Here is a 13,520-nt window from a genome sequence, read left to right as displayed (position 1 = left end):
GCGCGGTACTGGTTTATTCGGCAGCTTGGGCCTTCGCCGCCGGCGCAATTCGCGCGGCGCAGTATTTGAACTCCGGGATCTTGCCGTAGGGGTCCAGCATCGGATTGGTGAGCATGTTGGCCGGACTTTCGTTGAAGCAGAACGGCATGAACACCATGCCGTCGGCGACCTCCCGGTCGGCGCGGAGGATGGCGTCTACCGTCCCGCGCCGGGTCTCGACCGCAATCATCTCTCCTCGGCGCAGGCCGTGCCGCTTGATCTCATAAGGGTTCATCGCAGCGATGCCTTGTGGTTCGATCGCGTCCAGCACGCCCGCCCGGCGGGTCATCGAGCCGGTGTGCCAATGCTCGAGCAGGCGGCCGGTGGTGAGCACCAGTGGAAACTCTTCATCGGGCACTTCGTCAGGCGGCAGCAAATCGGCCGGCACGATGCGGCCGCGTCCGTCCGCGGTCGGGAATCCGGACGAGAAGATGATCTCATTGCCGGGCTTGTCGGGTCCGTCGGCCGGATAGATCACCGAACCTTCGCGCTCGATGCGGTCCCAGGAGATATGTTTCAAGGACGGCATCACATCAGCCATTTCCGCATAGACCTCGGAGACATGGCCGTAATTCCAGTCCAGACCGATGCGCCTCGCCAGTTCGACAATCAGTTCCCAATCCTGGCGCGCTTCGCCCGGCATGTCGAGCGCCGGCCGGCCGATCTGCACCTGCCGGTTGGTGTTGGTGTATGTGCCGAGCTTTTCGGCATGCGCCGAGGCTGGCAGCACCACATCTGCGTGCCAGGCTGTCTCGGTCAGGAAGATGTCCTGCACCACGAGATGGTCGAGCATGGCCAGTGCTTGCCGGGCATGGGTTTGGTCCGGATCGGACATGGCCGGGTTCTCGCCCAGTATGTACATGCCCTTGATTTCGCCGTCATGGATGGCGTCGATGATTTCGACGACCGTCAGGCCGCGTTTCGGGTCGAGCGTCTGGCCCCAGAAATTCTCGTACTGGCCGCGAATGTCGACATTCTCGACTGATCTGTAGTCCGGAAAATACATCGGGATGAGCCCGGCATCGGATGCGCCCTGCACGTTGTTCTGGCCGCGCAGCGGGTGCAGGCCTGTGCCTGGCCGGCCGACATGTCCGGTGATCAGCGCCAGAGCGATAAGGCAGCGCGCATTATCGGTTCCGTGTGTGTGCTGGGAAATGCCCATGCCCCAAAAGATGATCGACCGCTCGGCGGTCGCGTAGGTGCGGGCGACGTCGCGCAGCACGCTGGCCTCGACGCCGCAGACCTCGGCCATCGCCTCGGGCGAAAAATCCTTCACCTTGGCCTTCAGGGCCTCGAATCCGGAAGCGTTGGCCTGGATATACTGCTCGTCATAGAGCTTTTCCTCGACGATGACGTGGATCAGCGCGTTCAGCATGGCGACGTCGCTGCCAGCCTTGAACCGCAGCGAATGCGAGGCATGGCGCATCAGGTCCTGGCCGCGTGGGTCCATGACGATCAGCTTGGCGCCGCGCTTGGCCGCCTGCTTGAAATAGGTCGCGGCGACCGGATGGTTGGTGGTCGGCCGTGCGCCGATGACGATGATGCATTCGGCCTTCAGCGCGTCGTTGAAGGGCGCCGAAACCGCACCCGAACCGACGCCTTCCATCAGCGCCGCCACCGAGGATGCGTGGCAAAGCCGCGTGCAATGGTCGACATTGTTGGTGCCAAAACCCTGGCGCACCAGTTTTTGGAACAGATAGGCCTCTTCGTTCGAGCCTTTCGCCGAGCCGAAACCGGCCAGCGCCTGCCCGCCATGATCCCTGAGGATCGTCTTCAGCCCGCCGGCGGCGCGCGCGAGCGCCTCTTCCCAGCTAGCCTCGCGAAACACGGTCAGCGGATCGACGCCGCGCATATCGGCATCGCCCGACTTCGGCGCATCGTCGCGGCGGATCAGCGGCTTGGTCAGCCGTTCAGGCGACATCGCATAATCGAAGCCGAAACGACCCTTGACGCAGAGCCGGTTCTCGTTGGCATAGCCATTGCGGCCATCGACCTGGACTATTCTGTTGTCCTTGACCGCAACGCTGGTCTGGCAACCGACGCCGCAGAACGGGCACAGCGTGTCGACGACCTTGTCGAATTCCTGGATGACCCGGGTCTTGCCTGCGTTATCCATCAGCGACTTTTCGTAGAGCGCGCCGGTCGGGCAGGCCTGCACGCATTCACCGCAGGTGACACAGGTCGACAGGCCCATCGGATCGTGCATGTCGAAGACGGGAAGCGAGTGATTGCCGCGCTCGGCCATGCCAAGCACATCGTTGACCTGGACTTCGCGGCAGGCCCGGACACAGGCACCGCAAGTGATGCAGGCGTCGAGATTGACGGCAATGGCGGGATTGGTGATGTCGAATTCTGGCCGGACATCATCGGTGGCGAATTTAGAGCTGTAGCGAGCGCCGGAAATGCCCATCGAACCAGCCCACTGCCAGAACATCGACTGCTGATCCGGACCGTCGGCCGCCGGCCGCATGTTGCTGGCGAGCAGCTCGAACACCATCTGGCGCGATTTCGTAGCCCGTTCGGTATTCGTCTTCACCACCATTCCGGCGGAAGGCTTGCGGATGCAGGAGGCGGCAAGCACCCGTTCGCCCTCGACATCGACCATGCAGGCGCGGCAATTGCCGTCTGGCCGATAGCCGGGCATGTCGACATGGCACAGATGCGGGATCCTGGTGCCTTCGCGCTTTGCAACGTCCCAGATCGTCTCGTCGTCAGCGGCTGTGACCGTTTTGCCGTCGAGGGTGAATATGACGCCATCTGCCATTTCAAAGATCATCCCTAAAATGCGTCAAAAGGTGATTGACCGGATTTGGCGCCGCCTGGCCGAGACCGCAGATGGAGGAATCGCGCATCACTGTTTCAAGGTCGCGCATCGCCGTCTCATTCGGCACGCCCTTCTCTTTCAAGAGCGTTACCAGCTTTTCGGTTCCTTCCCGGCACGGCGTGCATTTCCCGCAACTCTCATGTTTGAAGAAATTCATGAGATTGAGGGTCACATCCCTGATGTTGTCGGCTTGCGAAAGCACGACCACCGCATGTGAGCCGACAAAGGCGCCCTGTTTGGCGAGTTCGCCGCCGAAATCGAGTTCAATGTCGCCCATCGACGCCGGAAGGATGCCGCCCGAGGCTCCACCTGGCAGATAGGCCTTGAATTCATGCCCGTCTGCCATGCCGCCGCAATAATCCTCGATCAGTTCGCGCACGGTGACGCCGGCCGGGGCCAGCTTGACGCCCGGCTCCTTCACATGTCCGGAAACCGACCAGGAGCGAATTCCCTGATGGCCGGGCTTGCCCTGCGCGGCGAACCAATCGGGTCCCTTCTCGACGATGTCGCGAATCCACCACAGCGTCTCGACATTGTGGTTGAGTGTCGGGCGTCCGAAAAGTCCGACTTCGGCAATATAGGGAGGCCGGTGACGGGGCATGCCGCGCTTGCCCTCGATGCTTTCCAGCATCGCGCTTTCCTCGCCGCAAATATAGGCGCCGGCGCCGCGCCGCAGGTCGATGAAACCGGGCTTGACGATGCCGGCTGCCTCGAGCGCCGCGATCTCGGCGCGCAAAATGGCGAGCACGGCCGGATATTCGTCGCGCATGTAGAAATAGATGCGCTCGGCCTCGACCGCGTGGGCGGCGATCAGCGCGCCTTCGAAAGTGCGGTGCGGATCCTTTTCAAGATAGATGCGGTCCTTGAAAGTGCCAGGTTCGCCTTCGTCGCCATTGATCGACATCAGCCGCGGCCCTGGATAGCCACGCACGAAGCTCCATTTCTTGCCGGCCGGAAAGCCGGCGCCGCCGAGACCGCGCAGACCGGCGTGCTCCATGGTGTCGATGATAGCGTCAATGCCGATCTCGCCCGCCTTCACCTTCCGGAAAAGCTGATAGCCGCCAGCGGCCCGATAGGCATCAAGGCCAACATAATCGGGCACGACAACCTTCGTATCGCCCGAGCGAGCCAGATCGATGAGGATATGGCTGCTGGCTTGGTCGACCTCACGGTCGCCAATGCGCGCCGCGGGCGCTGTGGCGCAGCGGCCCATGCAGGGCGCACGCATGACGCGGACCGTCTTCGGGTCGGCCTTGGCGGCCAGTTCGCCAATCAGGTGTTCGGCGCCCGCCAGCATGCAGCTTATCGATTCGCACACCCGGATTGTCAGCGGCGCGGGTCTCGCCTCGCCTTCCCTGACGATATCGAAATGGTCGTAGAAGGTCGCGACCTCGTAAACCTCCACCTGGGACAGGCGCATGTCTTCGGCAAGCGCTCGCAGATGCGCGGCCGACAGACAACCGTAGCGGTCCTGGATCAGATGCAGGAATTCGATCAACAGATCCCGGCGCCGTTCGCGATGGCCAAGAAGTTCCCGGACCTCGGCCAGGGCAACATCATCCAGCGCCCGCCCTTTGGGTCCGCGATCGGGAGATCGCCGTTGCTGCATTGTCATCCTCTCTCCTCCCGGACCCTTCGTCTGAGGAAGGCGGCTCCCGCCACCAATGTGGTTGTGAGCTCCCTCAGCCCGGCGCACCTTGGATCAAGGACTTGGCACACAAATCGACTTGGCAGACAAGTTGAACCAAATGCCGGTTTGACAATTTTAGCATGGCCGGGGCGCCGCGACAGAACTGATCTGCGCCCTGATTTGTCGCACGGCCTATACCGGGGCAGCTTGCGCCTTCTCGATCAAGAAAACGATGTGGTCTCCCTGCCGTTGCATCGCCTCCAGGCGGTCGCCCATTTCGTTGATCAGATTGGGAATGTCTATGGCTGCCAGCGGATCGGTGCAACGGACCTCAAGGCGCTCGCCTGGGCTTATGCCGCTGAGCGCCTTGCGGGTTTTCAGCGCCGGCAAGGGACATTTCAATCCCGTCAGATCGAGCTGTCTCGTCGTCATGGTGGCGCACCATGGCGGACCGCTTACCGGTCGTCAACGGTCGCCGACCCAGGGTATACTGCAGTTGAGAGCGGCCAGGCGTCGCACCGCATTTGGCATACTGCATGCCCACCGGCTCGACGGCGTTCGTCAATACAGGTCCGAATAGGCAAGGAACTGAACGGTCTGGCCCGGCTCGACCTCGGCTATTTCCTCGCCGAGTTCGACAAGGCCGTGCGTTTGAACCAAAGAAGACAGCATGCCAGCGCCCTCGCGCGGGAATTTGACGGCTTCATATGTGCCATCCTGCGTCCCACGCAGGCTTACCCGCACATATTCGCGTCGCCCCGGCTTTTTGCGGTAGGAGAAGGCGGCCCGCACCGGCCGCGAAATTGGTGGCTGCTGCCGTGCGCCGGCCAGTGCAAAGATCGCGGCGCGCGCAATATGGGCGAATGTGACGAAGCTCGCCACCGGATTGCCGGGCAGCCCAATGAAGGCTGTTCCCCGGATCACCCCCATGGCGACTGGGCGGCCGGGTTTTATGGCCACCCGCCAGAAGACCAGGGTGCCCACACTCTCGACGGCGGCCTTGACGCAGTCGGCCTCCCCGGTCGAGACCCCGCCGGACGCCAGGATCAGGTCCTGTCCTGGCGCAGCCTTGCTCAGCACATCCGCGATCAGCCTGCTGTCGTCGATCAGAATGCCCAAATCGGTGGTCTCGCAGCCCAATCTTGCCAGCATGGCCATCAGCATGAAGCGGTTCGAATCGAAAAGCTGGGCCGGTCCCCGGACCTTTCCCGGCGCGACGATCTCGTTGCCGGTCGAGAAGATCGCGACGCGAACTTTGCGCCGCACATCGATCTGCGTCATGCCGAGCGCCGCGGCGAGCGCAACATCCTGCGGGCGCATGCGCTGGCCGGCCTGCAGGACCACCTTGCCTGCTGCGACGTCCTCGCCCGCCGGCCGCACGTTGGCTCCTCTTTTCAGGCCGGGCGGAAGAATGACCCTGCCGGTATCGTCGACACGAACATCTTCCTGCATGTAGACCGTGTCTGCCCCCTCCGGCAGCGGAGCGCCGGTGAAGATGCGTATGGCTTGTCCGGGCGCGGCGTGCCGATCCGGCGCCATCCCAGCCTGGATCCTGCCGCTCACCGGCAAGGCTTTTTCAACGGTTCCCGGCAGGTCGTCGCCGCGCAGTGCATAGCCGTCGACTGCTGAGTTGGTGAAAGGCGGCAGGGGCAGCGGCGCCACCAGATCACTCGCCAGGACGCGGCCATCGGCAATCGCCAGCTGGACGGTTTCGGTCTCGTCGACAACGGTCAGCCGTGAAGCAATCAGTGCGGCTGTATCATCGAGCGATCGCATCGGGCCGCCGAAAGCGAAGCAGTCATCTGAAAGTTGCGCCATCGAGCCTTCAGCCTCTATGGATCTGGCCGAGCCGGCAGCTCGGCGCCATCCGGCAAGCCCAGTCTGCGCCTGTGCGCGCTTTTGTGGACCGGCATCGGTTTGAACAGGCTATATAGTGCAGGTCAAGCCGGAGGTAACGCGTCCACTCCGGCGAGCGGGATTGTAATTTCAAGAGAGCGCCATGCAACAGATGAAAACCCGACCAGACCCCGCCATCATCATGCCGAGCCCGGATGACATCCGATTGACCGAACAGGTCAGCGGCATCGATCATACGGGCGCCGCTATTCAAATCCGCGTCCCCGTTGAACGCCCGCTGACGCTCTATCTGAATGCCCAGGAGATCGTCACGATGATGACGATCGGCGACTATCCCGAATATCTGGCGCTGGGCTACCTGCTCAATCAGAACATGCTCAAATCTGACGACGTCGTAACCGAGGTCGAATATGACGACGACGTGCAGGTCGTGGTCGTCCGTACCGAGCGCAACACAAATTACGAGCAGAAGCTTAGAAAACGGACGCAGACTTCAGGCTGCGCGCAGGGGACCGCTTTCGGCGATCTTCTCGAGGCGCTCGATGTCACTCTGCCGCCAGCCGCGCTGCACACCTCCTGGCTTTACCAAATGACCCGCACGATCAACACGACGCCGTCGCTCTATCTTGAAGCGGGCGCGATTCATGGCTGCGTGCTTTGCAAGGAAGGCACGCCGATCTGCTACATGGAGGACGTCGGGCGCCACAACGCCGTCGACAAGATCGCCGGCTGGATGTATCGCCACGGCATCGATGCCGCTGACAAGATCCTTTACACGACGGGCAGGCTGACGTCGGAGATGACGATCAAGACGGTTCGAATGGGCATTCCGATCCTCGTCTCGCGCTCGGGTTTCACCGCCTGGGGAGTAGATCTGGCCCGTCAGGCCGGCCTGACGCTGGTCGGTCGGGCGCGCGGCAAGCGGTTCGCCGTGCTATCGGGCGCGGACCGCATCGTCTTCGACCAGGACCTCGCTTCCGTCGACGAGGAAGCACCGCGTCACAGACGCAAGGGAGCCGACGATGGCGAATGAGAAGGTGCCGACCCTGGGCGTCGTTCTCGCCGGCGGGCTCGCCCGGCGCATGGGCGGTGGCGACAAATCGATGCGTCGGATCGACGGACTCACCATCCTCGAGCGTGTCCTCGAGCGCCTCAGCCCGCAATGCGACGGGCTGTTGCTGAACGCCAATGGCGACCCTGCCCGCTTCGACCGCTTTCGCCTACCAGTCGTCGCCGACCCGGTCGAGAATTATCCGGGCCCGCTTGCCGGCGTGCTTGCGGGCCTCGACTGGACCGCGGCGAACAGGCCCGATGTCGAATGGATCGTCAGCGTCGCAGCGGACTGTCCTTTCTTGCCGCGCGACCTCGTCGAACGGCTGCATCGGGCGCGCATGGCGAAAGCTGCGGATCTGGCGGTGGCGATGTCAGCGGGTCGGACGCATCCTGTCATCGGGCTGTGGCAAGTGGCGATGCGAGATGCGCTACGCCATGCACTGGTCGAAGAGGGCGTTCGCAAGATCGACCTGTGGACGGCTCGCTACAAGGCTGCAACCCAGTCCTGGCCGGACAAGCCGGTGGATCCCTTCTTCAATGTCAACACGGTCGAAGATTTTGCCGAGGCCGAACGGCTGGTTGGGCACCTTGCCGACCCTTAACCCGGATATCTCACACTTGGCCAGGTCGGGTAAAACCCATGCGCTCGACCGCCTCGTTGAATTCAGGCGAAGCGAGCGCGGTTAGGAAGGCCTGCACCGCGGGTCGCTGTTTGCGGGCAGAGACCAGCGCGAAATCATAATGCTCTTCCTTCAAAGCAATGAAATCGAGCCCGGCTGAGTGCGCCACCGGCGCAATGGTGACGCCCCAGTCGGCTCGGTTATGTGCGACGGCCGCCGCGACGGCATTGTGCGAGCGGGGCTGATTCCAATATCCGTCGGGACGCGCCGCACCAAGCAGTTGGTCGATCAGGATGCGCGTACCCGAGCCCTGGTTGCGGTTGACCATCATGCAATTGGGATCGGCGAGTGCGGCTCGCACCGCCTCCTCCGGGTCGGTCCCGTGGAAGCGCAGGTCGCCCGGTCGGTAGACGATGCCCTGCATGCGTCGCCATCCCGGCACGAGTTCGAGGCCTTCGCTCAGGAACGGCGCATTGTAGCTTTGCGTCCTGGTGTCGAAGAGATGGATGGGCGCGATATCGCACTCGCCCCGCCTGGCCGCGGCAAGGCCGCCCAGGCTGCCGACCGCGATGGACCGCACCGTCAGGCCGGCGCGAAACAGAATGCCCACGACAAGATCCAGCCCGGTGCAGTTGCTGCCGATCACCACGAGATCGGGAACACGCACGTGCGGCGTGAACAGCGTCACCGATGCCTCGCTTCCGGCAGGCATATTGTCGGCTAGAGCTTCGATGCTGATGAAGCCGTCGGCCTGGGCAAAGGACGTTATCGCCCCCGAGCCCTTGCCGGTGGGGTAGGCGACCAGCCCCTGCTCACCCTCGACCAGCGACACCATCACGAACTCCGTGCGGCCGAGTTCGGACTGAATGCGCAGTGGAACCTTTGCCGCGACCTTCGCTTCGGTCCTGGGCGGCAGGCCCGCCATGCGGCGCAGCACGGGTACGATCATGTCGTGGAAGGTGAACATGGCCGAAGTCGGGAAGCCCGGCAGCACGACGACCGGCTTGCCGTCGCAGACGGCGAGGCAAAGCGGCTTTCCCGGCTTCAGCGCCACGCCATGGGCAACGATGCCGGGCGCGCCGAGACGGTTCACGATGCGGTGGCTGACATCACCCGCGCCCTTGGACGTCCCACCCGACACTATCAGCACGTCATGCGCCGCCAGCGCCTCGCGCATGGCGGCTTCGAGTGTGGCTTCGTCATCCGGATAGGCGCCGAGAAAGCTCGCCTGGCCGCCATTTTCGGTTATCGCGGCGCTGACGATTGCGCCATTGGCGTCGTAAATGCCGGCGGGTCGCAGGGTGTCGCCTGGTTGGACAAGTTCGTCGCCGGTCGACAAAACCGCCACCCGCAGCTTGCGCGCCACCGTCACCAGCGCAATTCCACAGGCGGCAAGCATGCCGATTTCACGCGAGCCGATCACCGTTCCGGCGCGCAGCAGAACCTCACCGCGGGCAATGTCGGATCCGGCATGCGAGATGAACTGGCCGGGCGAGGCTCCGCGCCTGACCTCGATGGCATCGCCTTCGGCTGGGTGTGTATGCTCCACCATGACGATGGCATCGGCGCCGCGCGGCACCGGCCCGCCCGTCGCGATCGAGGTGGCGGTGCCTGCCAGCACAGGGATTTGCGGGGCGACACCGCAGGCGATGGTTTCGCGGTTGAGCAGGAGCCTGGCAGGAAGCGCCTCCGACGCGGTGGCGATGTCGGCGGCGCGCACGGCAAAACCATCGACGTTCGAACGGTCGAAGGGCGGCACGTCGATCGGAGCCCTGACATCATCGGCAAGCGGCAGCCCAAGCGCATCCGCCAGCATCAGTTCTTCGGTCGGGGTCGTCCTGGGAAATAGCACCGCCTCGAAACGGGCGAGCGCCTCGTCGCGCGACAGGACCGTCAGGAACTGCTCCTGGCCGGTATGCTCCTGGCCGGTATCTGGGCGGGTGGATCTGGTCATCACCGACTCATCTGGGATCGTCGAACACAAAGGCGCCGACAGCTGTTCCCGCGGCCCAACCCTCACTGCCCCCTGGAATGGCAAGCCATGCATCCGCCAGGCGGATCGCCTCCAGCGAAAAATCTCCTATCGCAAGCGGCCGCCATCTGTCTTGTTGCTGGTTCAGCAGGACGATCTCGGCCAGTCCGACCGTGGACGAGATTTTCCGCTCCAGCGCCAGGACCGTCTGTCGCCGGGCGCTCCTGTCCGTCAGGCGATCAATAGCCGGCTGAACCAGCGCCAGAAAGGCGGCAAGAGCCTGATCGGGCGCGCCGGGCAGAGCAATGATCGGGACCGCATCGAGCCGTCCGATCGCCGCGGTTCGGCCGGGCTGTAGCGCTATGTTGTGGGCGATGAGCGCCCCACGCGCGGCAAGCGCGTCGGCTGTAGCGTCGGCGCGCCCCGCACCAGTGCCTCCAATCAGGATGATCAGATCGCCGGCTGCATTGCCAAGCGCCTGGGCGACGGATTTGGCGTCGCGCGAAACCGTTTCGATATCGAACACCGTCGCGCCAGAAGCTCTTGCGAGGTCGGCGACAAGATGGCCCGTGAAAGTATCGCTCGTTGGGGCGGCGACATCGATCAGGCGCACCTGCGGCATCCGCACCGCAATTTCACCAATCCCTGCACTTCGCACGGTCAGGAGGTCCGCGGCCGACAGCCTGTGCCCAGCAATGATCAGCGGTCGGCCCGCCGCCATGTCCTCGCCAGCGCGTCGCACGCCCTGGCCCGGAACTGCTTCATCGAGCGCCTGGGGCATCGGGCCGCTGCAATCGATGAGATCTGCCTCGAGAACGCAATCGCATCCCTCCGGCATGGCGCCGCCTGCTTCTATCCAGACCGGAAATGCCATCAGCGGCAGCGGCGAATAGGCCGACGCACCGGCAAGATCAAGCGCGCGGCACGCCCAGCCATCCGTCTTTGCCGTGTCGCGGACCGGCTGCGTGCGTGCCAGGGGCGGCATGGCGGCGCCGATCTTCCCAGGCGTCTGGTCAAGCGGCAAAAGAGTGGGCGCGACCGGCTCCACTCCGTCGAGGAGTGCGGCGAGAGCCGCTTCGAGACCGGTAAGCGCGCCGATGGAAGGCTGCATTCTCATCATGTCCGATGATGGGGCAGATGCGAACCGCTTTGCAACCGACTTCAGGAGCGCTGCTGCTCAGCGTTCGGGAAGAAGAGTTGCTGGCCGTCAATGGTGTACTCGCCGATCGCCTGCTGTCCTTCCGGCGAGATCAGCCAATCTATGAAGCGTTGGCCGGGTTCGGCCTTGACGTTCGGATGCCTCGCGGGGTTCACCAGGATGACGCCGTACTGGTTGAACAGCCTTTTGTCGCCTTCGGCCACGATCTCCAGTTCGCCGCGGTTCTTGAACGCCAGCCATGTGGCGCGATCGGAAAGCACATAGGCATCCATGGCGCTGGCTGTGTTGAGCGCAGCGCCCATGCCCTGCCCTATCTCGTTGTACCAGGGGTCCCCCACCGCCGCGATATCGACACCTGCCGCCTTCCAGAGTCCGAGTTCAGCAAAGTGGGTTCCGGATTTGTCGCCGCGGGAAACAAAAACAGCTTTTTTGCTCTGGATCGATGTCAAGGCGACTGCGATATCCGGCGAACCCTTGATGCCGGCCGGGTCGCTTCTGGGCCCAATCAGGACGAAATCATTGTACATCACATCGAAGCGTCTCACGCCAAAACCTTGCTGGACGAATTTCTCCTCCTGCGCCCTGGCATGGACGAAGACCACGTCTGCGTCTCCCCGGCGGCCGGCGTCGAGCGCCTGGCCGGTTCCCTGCGCGACCACCCTCACCTCGATACCGGTCCTTGTGGTGAACAACGGCAGTATGTGGTCGAAAAGGCCGGCATCCCGCGTCGACGTCGTCGAGGCCACCACGATCGACTGTTCCTGTGCGCTGGCCGATGCGCCGCTGGAGGCGAGGAAGGTCAAAATGACCGCAATTGCGGTAAACTGCCGACGGTTCAGCACTGGAAGCTCCATTTCCGCAGTCAAAGAACGAGTTCCCCATGGATAAAGGCTGCAGCTTCTGCGGATGCGGGGCGATCGAAAAAATCACCGGCGCTGGCGTGCTCGCACAGTCGGCCGCGAACGAGGAAGACGACATCTCCCGCGAGCCGTCGCACCTGACCGAGATCGTGCGAAGCCATGACGATCTTGGTGCCCGATTGGGAGGCCATGAGGATGATCTCCTCGACATGGCGGGTTGCAGCGGGATCAAGGCTGGCGGTGGGCTCATCGAGCAGCAGGACCTCGGGTTCGCGCGCCAGTGCGCGGGCAAGTGCCACGCGCTGTTGCTCGCCGCCGGACAAGCGCCGCGCAGGTCGCGCCGCCAGGCCCAGAAGGCCCACACGATCGAGAAGTTCCTCGGTGCGTGTCGCGCGACGATGGCGCGGACAGCCAGCTTGCGCCAGTCCGTAAGCCACGTTGGCGGCGACGGAGCGGCGCAGCATCACCGGTTTCTGGAGCAGCATTGCCCGGCGGCCGAGGCCGCGATCGGTGCGCCCACCCCAGCTCACAGTTCCTGCGGAAGGCGCGGCAAGTCCCATGCAAACCCGAAGCAGTGACGTCTTGCCCGCGCCATTGGGACCGAGCACCAGTGTCGGCGCACCGGGAGCAATCGCCAGGTTCAGGCGGTCGAGCATGGTCGTGGCGCCGGCGCTGAGCGAGACCCGGTCCAGAACGAGAGGAAGGTCGGTCAGCGCGGCCCGCATCATCAAGCCACCCGTTGCTCCGACCACAATCGCAGGCCCCAGGCAGCGGCATTGATGGCAAGAATAAGGCCGATCAGGATGACGCCGAGCCCGATCGCGAGCGGCAGGTCTCCCTTTGATGTTTCGAGCGCGATCGTGGTGGTCATGGTTCGGGTAAAGCCCTCGATATTGCCGCCGACGATCATGACCGTGCCGACTTCGGCGGCCGCCCGGCCGAAGCCGGCGAGCATTGCGGTGATCAGGCTGAAACGGCTGTCCCACAAGAGCGTCGCCACCCGGCCTGTCGGGCCGACGCCCATCGCCGTCAGTTCGTCGCGATATTCGCGCCACAAATCCTCGATGGTCTGGCGCGTCAGAGCCGCGATAATCGGCAGGACGAGAAGCGCCTGCGCGATGACCATGGCGGCCGGTGTGAACAGCAGGCCGAACGCGCCGAGCGGCCCTGATCGCGACAACAGCAGGTAAACGGTCAGGCCGACGACTACGGGCGGCAGGCCCATGAAGCCGTTGACAAGCACGACGAGCGCGGAACGTCCCGGAAAACGGGTCAGTGCCAGCAACGCCCCGAGCGGCAGTCCCACGACGGCCGCAACTGCAACGGCGGCCAGGGTAATGGTCAGCGAAAGCCGCACTATCGAGATCAGCGTCGCGTCGCCACTCGCGATAAGCTGCCATGCATTTAGGCCTTCTGACATACCCTTTCACCTGCGCTGGGTCGTCCTGCTATTTCTGCTGCATTTACTCCGCATTCGTCAAACAATTGAACTGGCGCAGGAATATG

General features: G+C 63.7%; 11 protein-coding genes. 2 read left to right on the top strand and 9 right to left on the bottom strand.

Annotation, left to right across the window (positions count from 1 at the left end):
- Window positions 1-13: 13 nt before the first annotated feature.
- The 4 genes from fdhF to AC0L3O_RS01530 form a co-directional block, all read right to left on the bottom strand.
- Complete coding sequence (gene fdhF / locus AC0L3O_RS01545; protein WP_473614586.1) at window positions 14-2,803, bottom strand: formate dehydrogenase subunit alpha; 2,790 nt, start codon at window positions 2,801-2,803, stop codon at window positions 14-16.
- A 1-nt stretch (window position 2,804) separates the two neighbouring features.
- Window positions 2,805-4,478: an NADH-ubiquinone oxidoreductase-F iron-sulfur binding region domain-containing protein gene (locus AC0L3O_RS01540; RefSeq protein ID WP_473614584.1), complete on the bottom strand. Its 1,674-nt coding sequence runs from the start codon at window positions 4,476-4,478 to the stop codon at window positions 2,805-2,807.
- A 207-nt stretch (window positions 4,479-4,685) separates the two neighbouring features.
- A complete protein-coding gene (locus AC0L3O_RS01535) occupies window positions 4,686-4,925 on the bottom strand; it encodes a sulfurtransferase TusA family protein (RefSeq protein WP_031254334.1) in 240 nt (79 codons plus the stop codon).
- 129 nt (window positions 4,926-5,054) lie between these two features.
- Window positions 5,055-6,311: a molybdopterin molybdotransferase MoeA gene (locus AC0L3O_RS01530; RefSeq protein ID WP_023797618.1), complete on the bottom strand. Its 1,257-nt coding sequence runs from the start codon at window positions 6,309-6,311 to the stop codon at window positions 5,055-5,057.
- Window positions 6,312-6,492: 181 nt separating this feature from the next.
- Here AC0L3O_RS01530 and fdhD point away from each other — a divergent pair, with 181 nt between their 5' ends.
- Together fdhD and mobA are read left to right on the top strand one after the other, a co-directional pair.
- Entirely contained in the window at window positions 6,493-7,383 is an 891-nt protein-coding gene (fdhD, locus tag AC0L3O_RS01525) for a formate dehydrogenase accessory sulfurtransferase FdhD (RefSeq protein WP_473614583.1), read from the top strand.
- Window positions 7,373-8,005: a molybdenum cofactor guanylyltransferase MobA gene (mobA, locus tag AC0L3O_RS01520; RefSeq protein ID WP_473614581.1), complete on the top strand. Its 633-nt coding sequence runs from the start codon at window positions 7,373-7,375 to the stop codon at window positions 8,003-8,005. Before fdhD ends, mobA begins: the two co-directional genes overlap by 11 nt.
- Window positions 8,006-8,015: 10 nt before the next feature.
- On the opposite strand, the gene AC0L3O_RS01515 is transcribed toward mobA, so the two are convergent.
- From AC0L3O_RS01515 to AC0L3O_RS01495, 5 genes are read right to left on the bottom strand one after another with little or no spacing between them, the layout of a single operon-like run.
- Window positions 8,016-9,977 carry a molybdopterin biosynthesis protein gene (locus tag AC0L3O_RS01515; RefSeq protein WP_473614580.1) on the bottom strand — a complete coding sequence of 654 codons (1,962 nt, stop codon included), beginning with the start codon at window positions 9,975-9,977 and terminating at the stop codon, window positions 8,016-8,018.
- A gap of 7 nt (window positions 9,978-9,984) precedes the next feature.
- A complete protein-coding gene (locus AC0L3O_RS01510; RefSeq protein ID WP_473614579.1) occupies window positions 9,985-11,115 on the bottom strand; it encodes a molybdopterin-binding protein in 1,131 nt (376 codons plus the stop codon).
- A gap of 41 nt (window positions 11,116-11,156) precedes the next feature.
- Window positions 11,157-12,008: an ABC transporter substrate-binding protein gene (locus tag AC0L3O_RS01505; protein ID WP_473614728.1), complete on the bottom strand. Its 852-nt coding sequence runs from the start codon at window positions 12,006-12,008 to the stop codon at window positions 11,157-11,159.
- A gap of 8 nt (window positions 12,009-12,016) precedes the next feature.
- Window positions 12,017-12,739, bottom strand: a complete 723-nt coding sequence (locus tag AC0L3O_RS01500) for an ATP-binding cassette domain-containing protein (RefSeq protein ID WP_128166679.1) — start codon at window positions 12,737-12,739, stop codon at window positions 12,017-12,019.
- Between the two features lie 2 nt (window positions 12,740-12,741).
- Complete coding sequence (locus tag AC0L3O_RS01495) at window positions 12,742-13,434, bottom strand: ABC transporter permease (protein ID WP_128173391.1); 693 nt, start codon at window positions 13,432-13,434, stop codon at window positions 12,742-12,744.
- Between the last annotated feature and the right edge of the window lie 86 nt (window positions 13,435-13,520).

This window comes from Mesorhizobium sp. WSM4810, assembly GCF_055811235.1.
This window is presented reverse-complemented; position numbering and strand designations above follow the sequence as displayed.

What these genes read in the sequence shown, in the direction of transcription:
- AC0L3O_RS01530 (WP_023797618.1), bottom strand. Translation starts at nt 6,311, where the DNA reads ATGGCGCAACTTTCAGATGACTGCTTCGCTTTCGGCGGCCCGATGCGA.
- AC0L3O_RS01495 (WP_128173391.1), bottom strand. Translation starts at nt 13,434, where the DNA reads ATGTCAGAAGGCCTAAATGCATGGCAGCTTATCGCGAGTGGCGACGCG.
- AC0L3O_RS01540 (WP_473614584.1), bottom strand. Translation starts at nt 4,478, where the DNA reads ATGACAATGCAGCAACGGCGATCTCCCGATCGCGGACCCAAAGGGCGG.
- AC0L3O_RS01535 (WP_031254334.1), bottom strand. Translation starts at nt 4,925, where the DNA reads ATGACGACGAGACAGCTCGATCTGACGGGATTGAAATGTCCCTTGCCG.
- AC0L3O_RS01500 (WP_128166679.1), bottom strand. Translation starts at nt 12,739, where the DNA reads ATGCGGGCCGCGCTGACCGACCTTCCTCTCGTTCTGGACCGGGTCTCG.
- AC0L3O_RS01510 (WP_473614579.1), bottom strand. Translation starts at nt 11,115, where the DNA reads ATGATGAGAATGCAGCCTTCCATCGGCGCGCTTACCGGTCTCGAAGCG.
- AC0L3O_RS01515 (WP_473614580.1), bottom strand. Translation starts at nt 9,977, where the DNA reads ATGACCAGATCCACCCGCCCAGATACCGGCCAGGAGCATACCGGCCAG.
- AC0L3O_RS01505 (WP_473614728.1), bottom strand. Translation starts at nt 12,008, where the DNA reads ATGGAGCTTCCAGTGCTGAACCGTCGGCAGTTTACCGCAATTGCGGTC.
- fdhF (WP_473614586.1), bottom strand. Translation starts at nt 2,803, where the DNA reads ATGGCAGATGGCGTCATATTCACCCTCGACGGCAAAACGGTCACAGCC.
- mobA (WP_473614581.1), top strand. Translation starts at nt 7,373, where the DNA reads ATGGCGAATGAGAAGGTGCCGACCCTGGGCGTCGTTCTCGCCGGCGGG.
- fdhD (WP_473614583.1), top strand. Translation starts at nt 6,493, where the DNA reads ATGCAACAGATGAAAACCCGACCAGACCCCGCCATCATCATGCCGAGC.